This is a genomic window from Corynebacterium urinipleomorphum, assembly GCF_900155535.1.
GTDB classification, from domain to species: domain Bacteria; phylum Actinomycetota; class Actinomycetes; order Mycobacteriales; family Mycobacteriaceae; genus Corynebacterium; species Corynebacterium urinipleomorphum.
This window is the reverse complement of sequence record NZ_LT706964.1, coordinates 96,829-116,526: the sequence shown is the minus strand read 5'-3', so window position 1 is coordinate 116,526 and position 19,698 is coordinate 96,829. Positions and strand designations below refer to the sequence as shown.

At 63.2% G+C, this 19,698-nt stretch carries 17 protein-coding genes and 1 other annotated feature; of the genes, 11 read left to right on the top strand and 6 right to left on the bottom strand.

The window, feature by feature from the left end; genetic code table 11:
- Positions 1-3: 3 nt before the first annotated feature.
- Genes CZ338_RS06050 through CZ338_RS06030 form a run of 5 tightly spaced genes read right to left on the bottom strand, consistent with a single transcriptional unit; the run spans position 4 to position 4,964 of the window.
- Positions 4-1,314, bottom strand: coding sequence for a sulfate adenylyltransferase subunit 1 (locus tag CZ338_RS06050; RefSeq protein WP_087117392.1), 1,311 nt, complete (start codon positions 1,312-1,314; stop codon positions 4-6).
- Complete coding sequence (cysD, locus tag CZ338_RS06045) at positions 1,314-2,222, bottom strand: sulfate adenylyltransferase subunit CysD (protein WP_087117391.1); 909 nt, start codon at positions 2,220-2,222, stop codon at positions 1,314-1,316. Before cysD ends, CZ338_RS06050 begins: the two co-directional genes overlap by 1 nt.
- Positions 2,219-2,998 (bottom strand): phosphoadenylyl-sulfate reductase, encoded by a 780-nt coding sequence (locus tag CZ338_RS06040; RefSeq protein ID WP_087117390.1) that lies wholly within the window; start codon positions 2,996-2,998, stop codon positions 2,219-2,221. The genes cysD and CZ338_RS06040 overlap by 4 nt, the downstream gene beginning before the upstream one ends.
- Entirely contained in the window at positions 2,998-3,255 is a 258-nt protein-coding gene (locus CZ338_RS06035; protein ID WP_087117389.1) for a hypothetical protein, read from the bottom strand. Before CZ338_RS06035 ends, CZ338_RS06040 begins: the two co-directional genes overlap by 1 nt.
- Positions 3,252-4,964, bottom strand: a complete 1,713-nt coding sequence (locus CZ338_RS06030; RefSeq protein ID WP_087117388.1) for a nitrite/sulfite reductase — start codon at positions 4,962-4,964, stop codon at positions 3,252-3,254. The genes CZ338_RS06035 and CZ338_RS06030 overlap by 4 nt, the downstream gene beginning before the upstream one ends.
- Before the next feature lie 305 nt (positions 4,965-5,269).
- Here CZ338_RS06030 and CZ338_RS06025 point away from each other — a divergent pair, with 305 nt between their 5' ends.
- The 6 genes from CZ338_RS06025 (at position 5,270) to CZ338_RS06005 (ending at position 12,772) form a co-directional block, all read left to right on the top strand.
- On the top strand, positions 5,270-5,980 hold the full coding sequence (locus CZ338_RS06025; RefSeq protein WP_087117387.1) for a hypothetical protein: 711 nt from the start codon (positions 5,270-5,272) through the stop codon (positions 5,978-5,980).
- Positions 5,981-6,218: 238 nt separating this feature from the next.
- The gene (locus tag CZ338_RS06020; protein WP_087117386.1) at positions 6,219-7,574 is read left to right on the top strand and encodes a Na/Pi symporter; all 1,356 of its coding nucleotides are present in this window, start codon (positions 6,219-6,221) and stop codon (positions 7,572-7,574) included.
- A gap of 12 nt (positions 7,575-7,586) precedes the next feature.
- The gene (locus tag CZ338_RS10905; protein WP_162287317.1) at positions 7,587-8,033 is read left to right on the top strand and encodes a hypothetical protein; all 447 of its coding nucleotides are present in this window, start codon (positions 7,587-7,589) and stop codon (positions 8,031-8,033) included.
- Positions 8,026-8,976, top strand: a complete 951-nt coding sequence (locus tag CZ338_RS06015; RefSeq protein ID WP_162287316.1) for a substrate-binding domain-containing protein — start codon at positions 8,026-8,028, stop codon at positions 8,974-8,976. The genes CZ338_RS10905 and CZ338_RS06015 overlap by 8 nt, the downstream gene beginning before the upstream one ends.
- Positions 8,977-9,131: 155 nt before the next feature.
- Positions 9,132-10,814, top strand: a complete 1,683-nt coding sequence (locus CZ338_RS06010) for an ABC transporter ATP-binding protein (protein WP_087117384.1) — start codon at positions 9,132-9,134, stop codon at positions 10,812-10,814.
- The gene (locus CZ338_RS06005; protein ID WP_087117383.1) at positions 10,811-12,772 is read left to right on the top strand and encodes an ABC transporter ATP-binding protein; all 1,962 of its coding nucleotides are present in this window, start codon (positions 10,811-10,813) and stop codon (positions 12,770-12,772) included. Before CZ338_RS06010 ends, CZ338_RS06005 begins: the two co-directional genes overlap by 4 nt.
- On the opposite strand, the gene CZ338_RS06000 is transcribed toward CZ338_RS06005, so the two are convergent.
- Entirely contained in the window at positions 12,769-13,770 is a 1,002-nt protein-coding gene (locus tag CZ338_RS06000; protein WP_087117382.1) for a hypothetical protein, read from the bottom strand. The genes CZ338_RS06005 and CZ338_RS06000 overlap by 4 nt on opposite strands.
- A gap of 72 nt (positions 13,771-13,842) precedes the next feature.
- Between CZ338_RS06000 and CZ338_RS05995 the strand changes: the two genes are divergently transcribed.
- The 5 genes from CZ338_RS05995 (at position 13,843) to CZ338_RS05975 (ending at position 19,685) form a co-directional block, all read left to right on the top strand.
- Complete coding sequence (locus CZ338_RS05995; protein WP_162287315.1) at positions 13,843-14,484, top strand: DUF1707 SHOCT-like domain-containing protein; 642 nt, start codon at positions 13,843-13,845, stop codon at positions 14,482-14,484.
- A gap of 27 nt (positions 14,485-14,511) precedes the next feature.
- Positions 14,512-15,816 carry a pyridoxal phosphate-dependent aminotransferase gene (locus CZ338_RS05990; RefSeq protein ID WP_087117380.1) on the top strand — a complete coding sequence of 435 codons (1,305 nt, stop codon included), beginning with the start codon at positions 14,512-14,514 and terminating at the stop codon, positions 15,814-15,816.
- A 161-nt stretch (positions 15,817-15,977) separates the two neighbouring features.
- Positions 15,978-17,206, top strand: a protein-coding gene (locus CZ338_RS05985; protein WP_143341230.1) for an IS3 family transposase whose coding sequence is annotated in 2 segments (ribosomal slippage) — positions 15,978-16,254 and positions 16,254-17,206 — 1,230 coding nt in all. Because the reading frame shifts where the segments join, the coding sequence is not laid out codon by codon here.
- Positions 16,253-16,352, top strand: a sequence feature (AL1L pseudoknot). It overlaps the preceding gene by 100 nt.
- Before the next feature lie 262 nt (positions 17,207-17,468).
- Complete coding sequence (locus CZ338_RS05980) at positions 17,469-18,707, top strand: IS256 family transposase (RefSeq protein WP_204211789.1); 1,239 nt, start codon at positions 17,469-17,471, stop codon at positions 18,705-18,707.
- Between the two features lie 210 nt (positions 18,708-18,917).
- A complete protein-coding gene (locus tag CZ338_RS05975; protein ID WP_087117379.1) occupies positions 18,918-19,685 on the top strand; it encodes a hypothetical protein in 768 nt (255 codons plus the stop codon).
- The last annotated feature ends 13 nt before the right edge of the window (positions 19,686-19,698 follow it).

The following is a 19,698-nucleotide window of genomic DNA, read 5'->3' as shown; positions in this document are numbered from 1 at the left end:
TGCTTACCTCAGCCGTGCTCCCACGAGTCCTGCGGCGAGCGTGTTGCCGCTGGCCTGGTCGATGAGCAGGAAATTGCCCACGGCACCGCGCGCCGCGTAGTCCTCCACCGGCAGCTCCTGCGCGGTCTGGACGGTGACGTGCGCGATGTCGTTGAGGCCGAAGGACGCCGGCGCAGTGTCGTCGGAGTTCTGCTCCGGAGTGCCATCGATGTCCAGCACGCGGTCGACGCTGGCCACGCGTGCGCGCACGAGCGAGGTGCCGTAACGCAGCTTCACGGCCTGGCCCGCTGCGATGTCCTTCTCAGTCAGACCCACGACGGTGCCCTGGAACTCGCGGGTGAACTCCGGGTACGGCGCTGCGGCGAGAAGATCGCCGCGGGCGAGGTCGATGTCGTCGGCGAGGCGCAGCGCGACCGCGTCCCCGGCGTCCGCGGTGGTCGCGCCGTCCAGGCCGTCGGCGGTATCGATGTGCGTGACCGTCGTGGTGCGGCTGTTCGGCGCGGTGACGGTATCGCCCACGCTGATCGTACCGGCGTTGACGGTGCCTGCGTAGGCGCGGTAGTCGGTGGTGTGCTCGCGCAGCACGTACTGGATGTTGAAGCGGAACGGAAGGTCCAGCGCGCGGCCGGAGTGCACCGGGATGGTCTCAAGCAGCTCGAGGACGCTCGGGCCGTCGTACCACGGGGTCTCGCTGGAACGCTCGACCACGTTGTCGCCCTTGAGCGCGGAGATCGGCACCGCGTGCGGCTCGGCGATGCCCAGAGCCGCGGCGCGCTGCTCGAACTCGGTGCGGATGCCGTTGAAGACCTCCTCGGAGTAGTCCACCAGGTCGATCTTGTTCACGGCCAGGATGACCGTCTTCACGCCAAGCAGGCTCGCCACGGTGAGGTGGCGGACGGTCTGGGGCTTGATGCCGTTGCGGGCGTCGACAAGCAAGACCACGACCTGGGACGTGGACATGCCCGTGACCGTGTTGCGCGTGTACTGCTCGTGGCCCGGGGTGTCCGCGAGGATGAACGTGCGCTTGTCGGTGGCGAAGTAGCGGTAGGCCACGTCGATGGTGATGCCTTGCTCGCGCTCGGCACGAAGACCGTCGACAAGCAGGGAGAGGTCCAGGCCCTCGAAGCCGCGGTCGGCGGAGGTGCGCTCGACGCTGGCCATCTGGTCCGCCAGCACGGACTTGGTGTCGTGCAGCAGGCGGCCGACAAAGGTGGACTTGCCGTCGTCGACGGAGCCGGCGGTGCACAGACGCAAGGTCGCGCGGTCGGCCAGCACCTCGGTCGCGGCGGGGGAAGTAGCGGTGGGTGCGCTCATCAGAAGTAGCCCTCCTTCTTGCGGTCCTCCATGGCGGACTCGCTCAAGCGGTCGTCGGCGCGGGTGGCGCCGCGCTCGGTCAAGGTGGAGGTGGCCAGCTCGGCGAGCACCTCGTCGATGGTGGTGGCGTTCGATTCCACGGCACCGGTGCAGGACATGTCGCCCACGGTGCGGTAGCGGACAAGGCGGGTCTCCACCGTCTCGCCCTCGCGCGGGCCGCCCCAGTCGCCGGCGGTCAGCCACATGCCGTCGCGGCTGAACACCTCACGGTCGTGCGCGAAGTAAATGGCGGGCAGCTCGATGTTGCGGGCGCCGATGTACTCCCACACGTCGGACTCGGTCCAGTTGGAAATGGGGAAGACGCGGATGTTCTCGCCCGGCAGCTTCTCGCCGTTGTACAGGTCCCACAGCTCGGGGCGCTGGCGGCGCGGATCCCAGCCGCCGAAGGAATCGCGGACGGAGAAGACGCGCTCCTTCGCGCGGGCGCGCTCCTCGTCGCGGCGGGCGCCGCCGAGGACGGCGTCGTAGCCCACCTCGGCGATCGTCTCCACCAGCGGCACAGTCTGCAGCGGGTTGCGGGTGCCGTCGGGGCGCTCCACCAGGTCGCCGCGGTCGATCCAGTCCTGGACGTGGGCGACGCGCAGGCGTGCACCGGTCTCCTCGACGAGGCGGTCGCGGAATTCGATCACCTCGGGGAAGTTGTGGCCGGTGTCCACGTGCAGCAGCTCAATCGGAGGGGCGGCTGGAGCGAACGCGCGGCGGACCAGCTCGTACACCACGCAGGAGTCCTTGCCGGAGGAGAAGAGCAGGCCGATTTTGTCGAATTGCCCCGCTACCTCGCGGATGATGTGGATCGACTCGTTCTCGAGGTCTTTGAGGTGGGGTGAAAGTGTGTCTGTCTGTGTCATGAGTGCAACCCGCATTCCGTCTTGGCGCTGAACGCCCACCGTCCCGCGCGGGGATCTTCGCCCTCGGCGACCGGCAGCGTGCAGGTGGCGCAGCCGATGGAGGGGTAACCCTGCTTGGTCAGGGGGTGGATGATCAGGTTCTTGTCGTCGATGTAGTGGTCAGTGTCGTCCAGAGACCAGGTGATCAGCGGCGAGATCTTCAACCGCCCGGTCGCGTCGAGGGACAGCGCCGGCGCTTGCGCGCGCGTCGGTCCGTCCGCACGCCGCAGACCGGTCACCCAGCCCGCGTACGGCGACAGGTGCACTGCCAGCGGCTCGACCTTGCGCATCCGGCAGCACGCAGTCGGATTCGTGCGGTACAGCGCGCGGCCGTACACGCGGTCCTGCTCCTCGCGCGACAGAATCGCCTTCGCGCGCACGAGCTCCTGGTTCGGGTAACGCTGTTCCACCTGGTCGGCCACCTCGAGGGTCTCCGGGAAGTGGTACTCGGTGTCCAGGAACAGGAAGTCCGCCTCGGGGAGGAAGTCCTTGGCCAGCTCCGCCAGCACGGTGTTCTCCATGCTCAGCGTCACCGCGAGCTTGCCCGGCGCGTGCTCGTGCGCCCATTCGAGAATCTCTTGCGCGGAGGCGTCGTAGAGTTTGTCGGCCCAGGCGTCGACAAGCCGTGCGTTCTCCTCCGCGATGTCCGCGCGCAGCGGTTCTGTCTCCTTCGGCCCCTCTGGGCTGATCTCGGGGTCGCGCACGTCGGCGCTGGCCCGCGACAGAAAATCGGCCATTATTTCTCCTTCCTCAACACCGCGTCGTGCCCGTGGTGCGCGAGCGATTCCTGGATGGCTTGCTCCGTGGATTTCGCCGGCGCCGGGGCGTGTTCCGGGGCATCCTGCCCGTGGAACTTCACCTCGAAGATACGGAGGCATTCGGTGCATTTCCACGCGAAATCGCTTGTCTCGTCCGGGAACAGCCCCTCGCCCGCGCAATACGGGCAGTGAGTGGGGAAATTACGGTTCGCGTTCGGTTCGCGCCGGAATCTCACTTCAGGTCCTCCTCGTCGGCGCGCAGCACCCAGTCGCGGAAGATCTCGCCGTCGTTCCGCTTATCGACGTAATTTGCCACCACCCGGCTCACGTACTCCCCCAATTCGGACGAGAGCACTTTGTGCCCGCGCAGTTTGCGGCCGAAATTGGCTTCCTTCTCGCCATCGGCGTTCTCGCGAGTGACCGTGCCGCCGAGGTGCACCTGGAAGCCCTCGACCTTGTTGCCGTTGCCATCGTCGACCATCTGGCCCTTGAAGCCCATGTCGGAGACCTGCGTGCGCGCGCAGGAATTCGGGCAGCCGTTGAGCGTGATGGTGATGGGGGAATCGATGTCGCCGAAGCGGTCCTCCAGCTCGTCGACAAGCTCGATGCCCTTGGCTTTGGTGGTGGTGTGCGCGAGCTTGCAGTACTCAAGGCCCGTGCAGGTGAGCATGCCGCGGCGGAATTCGCTGGGCTTGGAGTACATGCCCATCTCCTGCAGGTCCGCCGCAAGCGCGTCAACCTTGTCCGGATCCACATCCAGGAAGAGGATTTCCTTGAACGACGTCAGGCGCAGGCGGGTAAGGCCGTAGCTCTCCGCCAAGTCCGCGATGGCGATGAGCTGCTCGCCGGTGAGGTGGCCCATCGTCGGCTTCACGCCCAGGTAGACCTTGCCGTCTTTCTGCTCGTGCACGCCGACGTGGTCGCGGTCGATGAGGTTCATGGGGGCACGCGGGCCGTCTGGAAGCGAGTAGCCCAAGTACTCGTCCTCGAGCACCTGGCGGAATTTCGCGGTGCCCCACTGCGCGACGAGGAACTTCAGGCGTGCGCGGTTGCGCAGGCGGCGGTAACCGTAGTCGCGGAAGATGCGCACCACCGCGGCCCACACCTCGGGGACCTCCTCGAGCGTGACAAACACTCCGAGGGACTGCGCCAGCATCGGGTTGGTGGACAGGCCGCCGCCGACAAAGAGCTCGAAGCCGGGGCCGAGCTCCGGGTGCTCCACGCCGATGAAGGCGATGTCGTTGATCTCGTGGATGACGTCCTGGCGGGCGTTGCCGGAGATCGCCGACTTGAACTTGCGCGGCAGGTTCTGGAATTCCTCGCGGAGGACGTACTCGTTCTTGATCTTCTCAATAGCCGGGGTGGCGTCGATGATCTCGTCCTTGGCAATGCCCGCCACCGGCGAACCCATGATCACGCGCGGCACGTCGCCGCAGGCGTCCCAGGTGTTCAGGCCGACGGACTCCAGCTTGTCCCAGATCGCCGGCACATCCTCAATGCCCACCCAGTGCAGCTGGATATTCTGGCGATCCGTCAGATCCGCAGTGGAGCGGCAGTAATCGCGGGAGATTTCCCCGACGGCGCGGGCCTGGGCGGTGGAGCACTGGCCGCCGTCGAAACGCACGCGCGCCATGAAGTACTCGTCCTGCAGTTCCAGGTTGTCCTTGCCCGTGTGCTCGCCGCCCAGGTTCTGCTTGCGCTGCGTGTACAGGCCCAGCCACTTGAAGCGCGGGTACAAGTCCTCGTTGGGGATGGAAGAAAAACCCTGTTTGGAGTAGGTGTCAATGACCCTCTGCTTGACCTGGAGCACCGGCTCTTCTTGCTTGAGCTCTTCGTCGTGGTTCAGCGGTGCCTTACCGTCGATTTTCCACTGGCCCTCCGGCTTGGGTGTGCGCGCGGGGCGGGGCTTACGTGCCGTTTTCTCCGGGCTCGCCGTGGTGGTCATGCCGCCTCCTTGTTTTTCTCTGGCTCGGTTTTCTCTGGCTCGGGGCGGCACTTTTCTGCGCCGCCTTGATATACCGCTCTGTCTATTAATAGACCGCGCTGTTTGTTGTGATGAACGCTACACACCCCATCTCCGCGGAACCACGACGGTGCTTCGAAAAATGACTTCATGCTGGGATTTGTGATGAATGTAAATCTCGGGGATCGCTTGACTCCGTACCATTCGTGGCTAAGTTTATAGACCAAGCAGTCTAGCCACTTCCCGGGTTCCGGCTGCGGCCCCCCAACACGATCAAAGGAGTCACCATGACCCACGTACACCGCGCTCACCGCGTGGCCGTCGTCGGCGCCGGCGCCGCCGGCATTCATGCATCGGACGCCTTGATCTGCATGCCGGGGACCAGCCACTCCTACTTCGTCGACCTTTTCGATGCCGCACCCGCCCCCACCGGCGTCATCCGCTTCGCCGCGGAGCACCGCGAGGCGCCGGGCTCTTTCGTGGACGCATTCTCTGCTTCTCCAGCCGCGTTCGTGCCACGCCTGCGGCTGTTCGGCAATGTCCGCGTTGGCACTGACGTGACCATTGGCGAGCTCACCCACTACTACGACACAGTTGTGGTGGCCGGCACTGATGGCTCCCTGACCGTTGTCGGCACATCTGCCGAAGCGGGAGAGGTGTACGAGACCCTCAGCGCCACTCCGTCACTCGCCGTCGGCCGCACTCCGGTCGTCACCGAGCCTTCGGCCGCCGACCAACCCGGCGCGATCGTCGCCCTCCTGGAATCCCGCGCGATCCCCTTCACCACCTGGCGTGGGTGGCACCGCCCGGCATGGGCGGACCGGAGTACGGTCCGGAGTACTGCCCGGTCTGCTGCCGCCACACAAAACCCCAGGAACTATGCAGCGCATAGTTCTGCGGAGGTCCCGGGGGAGGCATGGGAAGACGGGGGCATTGTCAGCGTCGATAAGTGGAATGCGATTGTCGCTGGCGGGCTGGCTGTACCTGCGGTCCCGTAATTGCTGGATGGCCGTGCATCCGTGCAGGGTCGCTGAATCCCCAGGAACTATGCAGCGCATAGGGCTCGGGGATCTTTCGCGGCGCCCAGTTGTTTCGGGACCCGGCCGTTTTGGCCGCCCTGTTGTTTCAGGGCCGCAACCTTTCTCGGCCCGTTAAACATCCGTTAACCCCCTGGCCACAACCTGTGAGTACCGTTCGAGTCGCCTATGTTCCCCCAAAACCAAGAAGAGAGAACTTATGAGCGACAAGGGACTCCCCCGCGATCTCGCCGGTGAGCACGACTTGCCGGAAGACGCAGACGTGCGCGTCATCGACCGGACTGTGGTCGATTCCGAATCCGTCAGTGTTGACGGTAAGCCCGGCAAGAACGAAAAGAACGCGTCCGACAAGAACGACTCTGACAACGACCTCGACGACGATCAGGAAAGCGATCCCCTGGGCTTCCTCCCGTTTGAAGGCACCGCGAAGCAGGTAGTCAATTGGATCGCCGTGTTCCTGGGCATCTGGCTGCTGCTGAACGGTGTGGGCATGATCGGCGACGGTTTCAAGATGGCCGCCGGCGACCAGGCCAAGGAGCTGTTCTCCTTCGCGGAGAACCCGTTCGTGGGTCTGGCCATCGGTATCGTCACCACGGCGATCATTCAGTCTTCGTCGACGACCACCTCCATCGTGGTGGGCATGATCGCCGGTGGCCTGCCGCTGAACATCGCCATCCCGATGCTGTTCGGCGCGAACATGGGTACCTCGGTGACCTCGACCCTGGTGGCCCTCGGCCTGGCTGGCAACAAGAAGCAGTTCAAGAACGGTTTCTCCATGGCGACCGTCCACGACTTCTTCAACCTCATCGCCATCTGCTTCTTCTTCCCGCTGGAAATGCTCACGGGCTTCTTGGGCAAGACGGCAACGGCGATCGCGCCGTCCCTGTCTGGTTCCGGCGACAGCGTCTTCTCCCGGGGCTTCGAGGCCCTCGGCGACTTCATTGACACGATCACTGAGCCTCTCGTCGACCTGGCCGGCGGCATTGTCGAGCCGCTTGGCGACGTCTGGGGCGGTGTCGTCCTCGCCGTCATCGGTGTTGTGCTGATTCTGCTGTCCATCAGCTTCATCGGCAAGATCCTCAACGCCCTGCTCGTGGGCAAGGCGCAGGACATCCTCTACGCCGCACTGGGCAAGAACGCCTTTGTCGGCGCCTTGTCCGGTGCCCTGATCACCGCACTGGTCCAGTCCTCCTCCACCACCACCGCTCTGACGGTTCCGCTTGCCGCGTCCGGCAAGTTCAACGTACGCGAGCTGTTCCCGTTCGTGGTCGGCGCTAACATCGGTACCACCGTCACCGGCCTGATCGCTGCCTTCTCCGCATCCGGCGCCGAAGCCGACGCCGCAATGGCTGGTGCGCTGGTGCACACCCTGTTCAACCTCTTCTCCGCCATCCTGATCCTGGGCATTCCGTTCCTGCGCGGCGTTCCGCCCCGCTGCTCTGACTGGTTGGCCACCCTGGCCGAGAAGAACAAGCTGTACGTCTTCATCTATATCGGTGGCGTCTTCTTCGCCATCCCGCTGCTGGCAGTCTTCATTTCCAACGCTGTGATGTAAGGAGATTCCCCCATGACTAACCCGAACGAGACCCCCGACCTGTCCCCGATGGCCCAGGACCTCATCAAGAATGAGGCACCGGATGAGGCCCTGGAAGCACTCCTCGCCGAGCTGGAGGAGACCGCTGACGAGCTGCGCGACGAGCTCAACGCCCGCGGCCGCAACAAGCAGCGTCTGACCGAGGACCACGCGGCTGAGGCAGCATCCGCCGGTGCAGTCGTCGAGCCTGCTGACGGCGGCGACACCACCGTCATTGCCGGCGAGAGCGGCGAGGGCATCGATGCCGCTCACGGCCGCAAGCACAAGAAGATCAACCCGAACGTCACTCCGGAGCAGCAGGCTGAGCTGGACGAGCACTTCGCCCACTACTGGAGCAACTCCCAGGGCTCCTGGAAGAACCTCTTCCGCCTGCTCCGCGAGTTCCGCGCCGAGATGCAGGAGGGCAAGAACCATGCTTAAGTCCAGCAAGGCACTCACCGCTTCGATGCTCGCCGCCGTCACCGTGTTCGCGGCCGGCTGCTCCTCCTCCGACAACACCCCGGGCGAGGACGCCATCCAGGCCACCGGTTCAGCCACCGTCGAGCCGATCACCTCCTACATGGCAGACCGCTACGACTTCGACGTCAACGTCGAGGCCATCGGCTCGACCGACGGTTTTGAGAAGTTCTGCAACGGCGAAGCCGACATCAACGACGCCTCTGTGGCCATCCCGGGTGCGGGTGCGCCCGTGGACTTCCAGAAGCAGTGCGCCGACAACAAGGTCGAGTACATCGAGCTGCCGATCGGCCTGGACGCTATCACGATTGTGAAGCACCGCGACAACGACTTCGCCGCGGACCTGACCATCGAACAGCTGCACGACATCTGGTCCAAGGATTCCCCGGTGTCCAAATGGTCCGACATCGACCCGTCCTGGCCGGGCGAGGAGATCAAGCTCTACGGCCGCCCGGCCGGCTCCGGTACGCTCGGCGTCTTCGAAGCGACGGTCTTGGGCGGCGACGAGATCCGCGACGACTACGAGTCCACCGACGACATCCAGGAGCTGTCCAAGTGGGTCGCTGAAGACAAGAACGCCCTGTCCTTCATGGGTATCGGTAACTACCTCGCCACCGACGAGGAGAACCGCAACCTGATCGACAACGTCAGCGTCGACGGTGTCGCCCCGACAGCCGAGGAGGCGAGGAACGGCAACTACCCGCTGTCCCGCCCGCTGTTCATTTACGTGAACAAGGCCTCGACGGAGCGCGAGGACGTGGACAACTTTGTCACCACCTACCTCGAGCACGCTGAGGCTGTCATGCCGCGCGTGTACTTCTACCAGCTTCCGGAGGATGAGTACGGCACGGCGCAGAAGCGCTACGCCGACCGCACCACAGGACCGGACGACCGCTGGCAGGTATAAGCTGACCAGCACGGAGGGGCTCTTCGGAGCCCCTCTTTTTTCGCTTATCGACGTCTCCGCTGCCCCTCCCCGCCCGCCTCCGCGTAGAGGAATTACCGTGTCCGACCCGAGGTGTAAGCTTGCGCCGTCACATTGATCTGGGGAGAGAAAAACTCATGGAACTTCTGCGCCTCACCGGGCGTTTTGGCAAACAGTATGCCGGCCACATCGCTGCCGTCGTCGTGCTGCAGCTGGTGTCCACATTGGCCACGCTGTACTTGCCTGACTTGAACGCGGACATCATCAACAACGGCGTCGCCCAAGCGGACGTGCCGTATATCCGCCGCGTGGGTCTGCTCATGCTCGCGGTGTCGCTCGCCCAGGTGGCCGCTGCGGTGGGTGCTGTGTGGGTCGCGTCCGCCGCTGCGATGAAGATCGGCCGCGATATCCGTAGGGCGGTCTACGACAACGTCAGCCGTTTCACCTCCGAGGACATGTCCCACTTCGGCGCGGCGACGTTGACCACCCGCGCCACCAACGACGTGCAGCAGGTGCAAATGACCACGCTGCTCTTCTTCAACTTCATGGTCACCGCGCCGATCATGGCTATCGGCGGCGTGATCATGGCGCTGCGCCAGGATTCGGGCATGTCGTGGCTGGTCATCGTCGCGGTGGTCGTGCTCGCCGTGGTGGTGACCATCATTGCGGCGCTGCTCATGCCGTTGTTCCGGCGCATGCAGCAAAGGCTCGACGCCATCAACGGCCTGCTGCGCGAGCAGATCGCCGGCATCCGTGTGGTCCGGGCCTTCGGCCGGGAAGAGTTCGAATCGGAGCGGTTCACCGACGCCAACGCAGCTCTGACCAAGTTGAGCCTGAATATCGGCCGGGTCTTTGTCACCATGTTCCCCGTCATCATGCTGATCCTGAACGTGGCCACGGCAGCCGTGCTGTGGTTCGGCGGCCACCGCGTGGATCAGGGATTGGTGGAAGTCGGATCGCTCACCGCGTTCATGCAGTACCTGATGCAGATTCTCATGGCCGTCATGATGGGCGTGTTCATGCTGATGATGCTGCCCCGCGCCATCGTCTGCGGCCGCCGCATCTCCGAGGTGCTGGCGTACGAGCACACTGCGCCGCCGGCGGAAAACCAACAGCCGGACGCATCCGAAGTGGAGCGGGGGATCGTGGAATTCACCGACGTGACATACCGCTACCCGGGCGCTGAGGAGCCCGTGCTGAAAGACATCGACTTCACCGCGCGCCCCGGGACGGTCACGGCGATCATCGGCTCGACAGGCTCGGGAAAGTCGACGCTCATGGGCCTCATCCCGCAGCTGTACTACCCCACCTCCGGCCAGGTCCGGCTCGGCGGTTCCGTGGCCATGGTGCCGCAGAAGCCCTGGCTGTACCGCGGCACGGTCGCCTCGAATCTGCGCGTGGGCAAGCCTGACGCCACCGACGACGAGATCTGGGAGGCACTGCGCACTGCCCAGGCCCACTTCGTCGAGGACTTGGACATGCCCATCGCGCAAGGCGGCAGCAACGTCTCCGGAGGGCAGCGCCAGCGCCTGTGCATCGCGCGCATGCTCGTCGCCCGCCCGGACATCTATCTTTTCGACGACTCATTTTCCGCCCTCGACGCCGTCACCGAAGCGAAACTCCAGGAGGCCATGACCGCCTACACAAAGGATGCGACGGTGCTGGTGGTGGCGCAGCGGGTGGCGTCGATACGCAACGCGGACCAGATTCTCGTGATGGAAGCCGGCGAAATCGTCGCACGCGGAACCCATGAGGAGCTGATGCGCACCAGCGAAACCTACCGCGAGATCGAAGCGAGCCAGAAAGCGGTGACCGCATGAGCGAGCAGCTTAACGACGAGCAATTGGCCGAATACGAGGCCAAAATGGCCGGGGACGACTACTCCAACAAAGCCCCGCGCAAAGCCAAGCAATTCTGGCCGTCCGCGAAACGGCTCCTCGGACTTCTCACGCCGTACAAGATCGCGCTGATATTCGTCTTCCTCATGAACGCGGGGTCAGTTCTCCTCGCCGTGTGGGCGCCGCGCGTGATGGGCCGGGCGATGGACGTGATCTTCTCAGGCGCGATCTCGCGGCAACTGCCCGAGGGAACGACCGCGCAGCAGGCTGTCGATGGTTTGCGCGCCGCGGGACAAGACCGCTTCGCCGACATGGCCGAAGCAATGGACCTGAACCCGGGGCACGGCATCGACTTCGACCGCCTCCGCAGCCTGATCCTCATGGTCCTGGCGTTGTACGTTGTCGCCTCGCTGCTCATGTGGGCGCAGGGCGCGATCTTGAACAAGCTGACCATGCGCGCGGTGTTCGACCTACGTGAGCGCGTGCAAGCGAAGATCAACCATCTGCCGCTGTCGTATTTCGACTCGCGGCAACGCGGCGACGTGATGAGCCGCACCACCAACGACGTGGACAATGTCCAGCAGGCCCTCCAGCAATCCTTGTCGTCGCTGTTCAACGCGCTGCTGACACTCGTGGGAATCATCATCATGATGTTCTCCATCTCCTGGCAGCTCGCCTTCGTCGCACTATTGGCCATTCCGCTGACGGGTGCCGTGATGGGTGTGGTGGGAACCCGCTCGCAGAAGCAGTTTGTCACCCAGTGGAAAGCCACCGGCGACTTGAACGGCCACGTGGAAGAAGCGTTCACCGGCCACGATGTGGCCACCATCTTCGGGCGCTCCGAGCAGATCCGCGCCGAATTCGACGAGCGCAACGAGGATCTTGCCACCGCCGCGCAGAAAGCGCAGTTCCTGGCCAACTCGATGCACCCGATCATGCAGTTCATCGGCTCGCTGTCGTACGTTGCCATCGCGGTGCTCGGCGGCCTGAAGGTCGCGTCGGGCAAGCTCACGCTTGGTGACGCCACGGCTTTCATCCAGTACTCCCGCCAGCTCAACCAGCCGCTGGGCGAGGTCGCCGGAATGATGCAGATGCTGCAATCCGGCGTCGCCTCCGCTGAGCGCGTCTTCGAGCTGCTGGACGCGGAGGAGGAAGAGCCGGAGAAGACCACCGCAACAGATGCCGCGGGTGAGGGCGGAGTAACGCAGGGCCTCGTGGAATTCGACCACGTCGATTTCTCCTACTCCCCCGACACCCCCCTGATCCAGGATCTGAGCTTGCGCGTCGAGCCCGGCCAGACCGCCGCGATCGTCGGGCCGACCGGTGCAGGAAAGACCACACTGGTCAACCTGATCATGCGCTTCTACGAGATAGACGCCGGCGCCATCCGCCTCGACGGCACCGACATCCGCGATCTCACCCGCGCCGAGCTGCGTTCCCGCATCGGCATGGTTCTGCAGGATGCTGTGCTGTTCAAGGGCACGATCATGGAGAACATCCGTTACGGCCGCCTCGACGCGACCGACGAGGAAGTCATCGCCGCGGCGCGGGCGACGTACGTGGACCGCTTCGTGCGCACCCTCCCCGACGGGTACGACACGGAGATCGACCAGGACGGCGGCTCTATCTCCGCCGGCGAGCGCCAACTGATCACCATCGCCCGCGCCTTCCTCTCCCAGCCCGGCCTGCTCATCCTGGACGAGGCGACCAGCTCCGTGGACACCCGCACCGAGGTCCTCGTGCAGGAAGCGATGAACGCGTTGCGCAGCAACCGCACCAGTTTCGTCATCGCGCACCGCTTGTCCACGATCCGCGACGCCGACCTGATCATTGTGATGCAGAACGGAAAAATCGCCGAGCAGGGAACTCACGAGGAGCTCCTTGCCCGGCGAGGAACCTACTTCGAGCTGAACCAGTCCCAGTTCAGCGAAGAGGCTTAGTACATGCTCATGTACCCACCCGGCTGCTCCGGGTGCTGGTACGGCTGCGACTGCAGCGCGGCCTCGGCGGTCTCGCCGTGGTCGCTGATCCAGCGGTACACGAATACGCTCGCCAGCACCTGGGCAGGCGCAGCGATGAGAGCGCCCAAACCGAGCGTGAAAATGGTGATACCGGCAGTCACCAGACCCACCAAGAGCAACGCACCGAACACGCGCCAGTAATTGGCCTTGACGTCGTTCCACCCTGCGGCGAAAGCACCAGCAGCGGTGGTCTTCCCATCGACGGCGTAGAGCGGGATCATCACCATGAACGGGTAGAGGAAAATGAACCCGATGATGGTCAGCACAATGAGCACCACACCGAGCGCCGGAACCTGGGACCCAATGAGGCCGCTGACGAACATCAGCGCAACGAAGGCAACACCGAATGCGAGCGCGGTGAGGATGTAGGCGAGGATGCCCTGTCCCCATGGCACGTCCTTGAAGGCGTTGTTCCACGTCGGCTTCACCCCGCGGGTGTCTTTCAGCGCGACCTTGTAGACGACGAGGCTGAAGACGAGCGACAGGATTGACACCAGCACCTGCCAAATGGTCATGGTGGCGCTTGTGGACGTACTGAGTTCCTCCACACCCCTATTCGCGTCATTGATGATCTGCGGGAGGATGAAAATCGCACCACCGATCATGCCGATGAGCATGGGCAGGAACATCAGACCGATGTAGACGTGCCACTGGCTGGTGAATAGGCGCTTGAAGCCGAACGGAATGGGCTCCGCAACCGGGAGCGGCTGTGCAGGGATGTGCAGGGGACGTCCGGATTCGGACTGGGTCTCGGGATTCACGTAGCCGGATGTCGCCGGGTACTGGCCCTGGCCAAAGCCCTGGGTCGGATCCTGAGAGTATTCATTGAGAGAATCCTGACCCGGGTTCTGGCCATCGCCATAGGACGGATAGTCACCGTAACTGGGGAAATCATTGGGATTATTCGGAGTTGTCATAGATCACAGTGTATTAGCGCCGAAAAGTTTGTCTAGGCAGAGACACTGGCGCGACGGTTTAGTATGGAAAACGTGATTCCGCCCAGCCCCCAGCCTCAGCAGCCCTCGCAGCCGCATCAGCCCCACCGCCCGAGCAGCGATCTCGTCCGCCTGTCGGACTTGGACCGCTCCGAAGCCGTGGCGCGCCTAAGCTACGCGCTCGGCGAGGGCCGGCTGGACAGCGACGAGTTCAACCGCCGCTGCGAGGAGGTGGGCGAAGCGACGACGCACCGGGACCTCGTGCCGCTTTTTTACGATCTGCCGGACCACCAGCCGCAGCACCCGGGAGAGCTCGAGCAGACGTTCACCCGCAGCGAGATCGAACGTGCCCGCGCGAACGGGAAGAACACGCGCTTTGGTATTTTCTCGCTGGGCTCGCTGGCGTCCTTTGCCGCCGCAGTGGGCTTGAGCACCACCACGGGGGCCGCGGCATGGGCGCTGTTGCTTCTCATCATCCCGGTGCTGTTCACAGTCCTGTACATCATGAAAGCGGGCCCGGACAGCTGGTACGCGCCGAGCCCACGCCAGCTGGAACGCCAGCAACTCAAGGAGCTGCAAACGGCGCGGCGAATGGAAGAGGAACGCAGAAAAGCTGAGCGCGGCGTGCAACGCGACCAGCTGACGGGCGACGCCATGGACTTCGCGCAGCGCACGTTGGACCGATTCACCAAATAGTCGCGCGGTTTTTGGAAGAATTGGCGCATGAGCAAAACGTCGAAAGAGAAGAACACCGACACCAAGGCGGAGCAGCAGACGGAGAAGCCGAAGCGCGCGCCGTTGAAGCGCCACCGCCACTTCGACCAGGCGGACAAGCTGAAGGGCGTCGCGTACGACCTGCGCGGGCCTGTCGCGGCGACAGCGGAGGAAATGGAGCGCGACGGCCACTCCATTCTCAAACTCAACACGGGCAACCCGGCGGTCTTCGGTTTCGACGCACCCGATGTGATCATGCGCGACATGATTGCGGCTCTGCCCACGTCGCAGGGGTACACGACGTCGAAAGGCATCATTCCCGCACGTCGCGCGGTGGTCACGCGTTACGAGGAGATCGACGGCTTCCCCGATTTCGACATCGACGACGTCTACTTGGGCAACGGCGTGTCTGAGCTCATCTCCATGACCACGCAGGCACTGCTTAACGACGGCGACGAGGTCCTCATCCCCTCCCCCGACTACCCGCTCTGGACGGCTGCGACCACCCTCGCTGGCGGTAAGGCCGTGCACTACGTGTGCGACGAGGAGGATGACTGGAACCCGTCGCTCGAGGACATCCGGTCGAAGATCACGGACCGCACGAAGGCGATCGTGGTGATCAACCCGAACAACCCGACGGGCGCCGTGTACTCCAAGGAGGTCCTCGAGGGCCTGGCCAACATCGCGCGCGAGCACGAGCTCATGGTGCTCGCCGATGAGATCTACGACCGCGTGCTTTACGACGGCGCCGTGCACCACTCCATGGCCGCCATCGCCCCCGACCTAGTCACCTGCACCTTCAACGGCCTGTCCAAGGCGTACCGCGTCTGCGGCTACCGCGCTGGTTGGATGGTCATCACCGGACCGCGCCGCCGCGCCACCGGCTTCATCGAGGGCCTCGACTTGCTCGCCGGCACCCGCCTCTGCTCGAATGTCCCGGGCCAGCACGCGATCCAGGTCGCTCTCGGCGGACGCCAGTCCATCTACGCCCTCACTGGTGAGGGCGGCCGCTTGAAGAAGCAGCGCGACATCGCCGTGAAGAAGCTCCGCGAGATCCCCGGTGTGTCCGTGGTGGAACCGAAGGGCGCGATGTACGCGTTCCCAAAGGTCGACCTGGATATGTACGAGATTCACGACGACGAGCGCTTCATGCTCGACCTGCTCAAGAGCGAGAAGATCCTCATGGTCGGCGGCTCCGGCTTCAACTACCCCAAGCCGGACCACTTCCGCGTGGTCACGCTCCCGTGGGCGTCACAGCTGGAGAACGCGATCGAGCGCCTGGGCAACTTCCTAAGCGACTACCACCAGCACTAGTTTTTTGGGGTCACGGGGTTTGGGTTCCTCGGGGCCGGGGTCCGGGGCCCTCCCGTGTCTCGGCGCTCTCCCGTGCCCAGCCCCGGTTTTCTTTCGTGTGTCCCGGGGCCCTGAAGTGTCCTGGGTTTAGTTCCGATCATTTCTAGAGAAGGATTGGAATCATGCCAAGGAAGTACAGTGACGAGTTCAAGGCCAAGGCAGTGCGTTTGGCTGAGGATCTCGTTGAGCTCGAAGGGTGTTCGAAATGGGGTGCAGCCGTAGAGATCGGTGAAAAGCTCGGCATTCCAGCGCACACGCTCAACGATTGGTTGAAGCCGAATATGGCCTCGTCCGATGTTGAGATTGGCGCCGGCGAGTCAGCGGCTGACGAGCTGAAGCGGCTCCGGAAAGAGATTAAGGAGCTACGCAGGGCTAACGAGATCTTGAAAACCGCGTCAGCTTTTTTCGCGGCGGAACTCGACCGTCCCACCAGAAGATGATCGAATACATCGATGCGTATCGCGATCGCTTCGGGGTCGAGGCTATCTGTCGCACCTTGAAAGAGACAGAATGTGGGTTCATCACCTCTCGCGGTTACCGAGCAGCGAAAGCACGAGCGCCGTCGGCGAGGAGTTTGTCAGATGCGCTGCTTATTCCTGAATTGGTGAGGGTCTACGAGGACAACTTCAGCGTCTACGGGGTCCGCAAGATGTGGAAGGCTATGCAGCGCGCCGGCTGGAACATCGGTCGTGATCAGACCGCGCGTTTGATGAAGCAAGCTGGTATTCAAGGCCGCAGGCGTGGCCGCACACCGATGACAACGCTTCGGGCCAACGTGCCGGATTGCCGCCCTGACCTGGTCAACCGTGACTTCACTGCACCCGCGCCGCACCGGTTGTGGGTCGCTGACATCACCTATGTGCGCACCTTGTCTGGTTTTGCCTACACCGCGTTTATCACCGATGTGTACTCCAGGAAGATCGTCGGTGTGGCGACTCGGGCGAGCATGCGTACCGATGAACTGCCGTTGGAGGCCTTTGAGCACGCTTTGTATCACGCTGGTGATCTTCGCTCAGAAGGGCTTGTCCACCACAGTGACCGCGGCTCGCAGTATGTCTCGATCCGTTATGGTGAAGCGCTCGCCCAGGCCGGTATCGATCCGTCTGTCGGCACCGTCGGCGACTCCTATGACAACGCGTTGGCTGAAACGGTCAACGGGCTCTACAAAACAGAGCTGATTTATCCCCACCGGCCGTGGGCATCGGTCGGTGAAGTCGAGATCGCCACCCTTCGCTGGGTGCACTGGTGGAACAACCAGCGACTTCATCAATCCCTGGGATATATCACTCCACAGGAGATGGAGGACGCCTACTATCAACGATCAGACGCTCAAACGTTGGGCGTTAAATAAGCGGAACAAAAACCAGGACGCTTCACCGAACCACCCCTCTGAGCGGTCTAAGAGGGCATGAATTACCAAAAACCTAGACCCGCCCGCCTTCACGACAACATGGATGTCACCGCTCTCATATCCGGCGGCCTCCACACCCACGAGGTTGCGTCCCTTAGTGTGGTGTAACGCTTGCTGATGGTGGGCCCTTGAAAATAGTGGGGCGGCCACCGTCAGTAACCTTTCGACTCAACTACCACATCTCACCGAAAGGCACATGACGATGACCGCTGCTCCGCATTCTATCGACCCGACAACCTATCTGGACGATCTGCTCGCCCAAGCGTCGCCAGATCTAATGCGGCAGATGCTGCAAGGGTTTATCAACCAGATCCTCTCCGCCCAGGCCGACACCGTCTGCGGCGCCGAGTACGGTGTTGCTTCCACCGAGCGGGTCAACCACCGCAACGGGTACCGCCACCGCGATCTGGACACCCGCGTCGGCACGATCGATGTGGCAGTGCCGAAGCTACGCCACGGCGCTTTCTTCCCAGACTGGCTGCTCGAGCGACGCTCACGGGCCGAACGGGCCTTATCGACCGTGATCGCGACGTGCTATCTCAAAGGGGTCTCCACCCGCAGAATGAACGATCTGGTGGCAACACTTGGCATTTCCAACATGTCGAAATCGCAAGTCTCACGGATGTCGGAAGAACTCGACGAGATGGTCGCCGATTTCAAAAACCGTCCACTCGATCCCGGTGGGTACGCCTACCTGTCGTGCGATGCGCTGACGATCAAGGTGCGTGAAGGCGGCCGGGTGGTCAAATGCTGCGTGCTGTTGGCCACCGGGGTCAACGCCGACGGCTACCGCGAAATGCTCGGCATGCACGTCGCCACCGCGGAATCCAACGCATCGTGGAAAGGCTTCTTCCAAGACTTAAAAGCCCGCGGACTTCGCGGTGTCTTCCTGATCACCAGTGACGCTCACGAAGGCATCCAGCACGCCATTGCTGAGGTGCTGCCTGATGCGTCGTGGCAGCGGTGCCGCACCCATTTCGCTAAGAACCTCTACGAGCAGGTCCCGAAAACACAGTGGCCGATGGTCTCAGCGATGTTCCAGACGATCTTCCAGCAACCTGACGCGGCATCCACCTGGGGGCAAGCCCATGAGGTCGTTGATCTGTTGGAACCGAAGTTCCCCCAGGTAGCAACGTACTTAGAGGAATCACTCGATGAGGTGTTGGCGTTTACCGCCGCCCCGAAACCAGTTTGGACGAAGGTGTGGTCGAACAATCCCACAGAACGGTTAAACCGGGAGATCCGCCGGCGCACCGATGTTGTGGGTATCTTCCCGAATCGTGAATCCATCATCCGGCTTGTTGGTGCGGTACTTGCAGAGCAACACGACGATTGGATCCAGCAGAAACGCTACATGTCACTATCCGCACTCGAACAGACCAAACACCTCATGCACCGCACAGGAGACGATCATGGTGAGCAGCACCAGCTAACCGCCTAACCAAACCCCGAACTTCATACCGAGCCGAAAGCACGAACGGCTACACCACTACACGGGACTTGACCCACCCACGACCGCGGCGCCCCGGTCTCGAAGACCATTAAGACCGACTCCGCCAACCTCCGCCCAGCCAACCTCGTCTACCACCAGGCCACCCACCACCCGCGGCGCATCACTTATCACGCCCCGGCCGCTCTTCGGGCCGTCGCTATGGCGCTCGAACGCCCTGGCCACATCATTTGTGGCCTCAGCGCCCTGGCGGTTTTCGGCCTCCCGTTCTTCGCAGATTCGTGCGACACCACCCTGTTCTGGAAAGTCCGCAAAACCGAACCACCTACCCAATTCACGCCCCACGTCCTCCGCGAACCCAAAGGAGAATGGTGGACAGTCACATTCCAGGGCCTCAGTCTCCGCATATCCCCGCCCGATCTAGCAGCAGCCCACGCGATCATGCACATCCGCACGGTGAAGCACAGTTGGGAGGTTTTCCCAGTTCAAGACTTAGCCCCAGTCGACATCCGCACGATTCAGCTTATCGACGCCATCCGCCGCCACCTCCCCCTCTCACCCACCGACCTCCTCGCCGCATGCCACAAGAGAATCGAACGCGCCTGGATCGAGCCCCTGGTCGCCCAATCCAGCGACAAGGCCGATTCCCCGAAAGAAACTGAGATGCGGTTGATCTGCCAAGCACTTTGCGACGAACTCAGCCTCACCCTCCTCGAACAAGTCCCTGTCCGAAACGGCGACCGCCTGGTCACAACGCTGGACCTCGCGATTCAGGAACTGAAGATCGGCATCATGTACGACGGCGACCACCACCTGGAGCGCAGCCAGCGCGACAAGGATTCACGCATCAACTTGGAGTGCGCGGTGCTTGGGTGGCAGGTCCTTCGGGTGACCGTCGGCACGCTCGGGCAGCTGAAGCACTTCCTCTTCCAGGCAATTCAGCACCAGGCTCGCCTGCTCGCGAGCTAGGTGACTGTTCGTT

What these genes read in the sequence shown, in the direction of transcription:
- CZ338_RS06050 (WP_087117392.1), bottom strand. Translation starts at nt 1,314, where the DNA reads ATGAGCGCACCCACCGCTACTTCCCCCGCCGCGACCGAGGTGCTGGCC.
- cysD (WP_087117391.1), bottom strand. Translation starts at nt 2,222, where the DNA reads ATGACACAGACAGACACACTTTCACCCCACCTCAAAGACCTCGAGAAC.
- CZ338_RS06040 (WP_087117390.1), bottom strand. Translation starts at nt 2,998, where the DNA reads ATGGCCGATTTTCTGTCGCGGGCCAGCGCCGACGTGCGCGACCCCGAG.
- CZ338_RS06030 (WP_087117388.1), bottom strand. Translation starts at nt 4,964, where the DNA reads ATGACCACCACGGCGAGCCCGGAGAAAACGGCACGTAAGCCCCGCCCC.
- CZ338_RS06025 (WP_087117387.1), top strand. Translation starts at nt 5,270, where the DNA reads ATGACCCACGTACACCGCGCTCACCGCGTGGCCGTCGTCGGCGCCGGC.
- CZ338_RS06020 (WP_087117386.1), top strand. Translation starts at nt 6,219, where the DNA reads ATGAGCGACAAGGGACTCCCCCGCGATCTCGCCGGTGAGCACGACTTG.
- CZ338_RS10905 (WP_162287317.1), top strand. Translation starts at nt 7,587, where the DNA reads ATGACTAACCCGAACGAGACCCCCGACCTGTCCCCGATGGCCCAGGAC.
- CZ338_RS06015 (WP_162287316.1), top strand. Translation starts at nt 8,026, where the DNA reads ATGCTTAAGTCCAGCAAGGCACTCACCGCTTCGATGCTCGCCGCCGTC.
- CZ338_RS06010 (WP_087117384.1), top strand. Translation starts at nt 9,132, where the DNA reads ATGGAACTTCTGCGCCTCACCGGGCGTTTTGGCAAACAGTATGCCGGC.
- CZ338_RS06005 (WP_087117383.1), top strand. Translation starts at nt 10,811, where the DNA reads ATGAGCGAGCAGCTTAACGACGAGCAATTGGCCGAATACGAGGCCAAA.
- CZ338_RS06000 (WP_087117382.1), bottom strand. Translation starts at nt 13,770, where the DNA reads ATGACAACTCCGAATAATCCCAATGATTTCCCCAGTTACGGTGACTAT.
- CZ338_RS05990 (WP_087117380.1), top strand. Translation starts at nt 14,512, where the DNA reads ATGAGCAAAACGTCGAAAGAGAAGAACACCGACACCAAGGCGGAGCAG.
- CZ338_RS05980 (WP_204211789.1), top strand. Translation starts at nt 17,469, where the DNA reads ATGACCGCTGCTCCGCATTCTATCGACCCGACAACCTATCTGGACGAT.
- CZ338_RS05975 (WP_087117379.1), top strand. Translation starts at nt 18,918, where the DNA reads ATGGCGCTCGAACGCCCTGGCCACATCATTTGTGGCCTCAGCGCCCTG.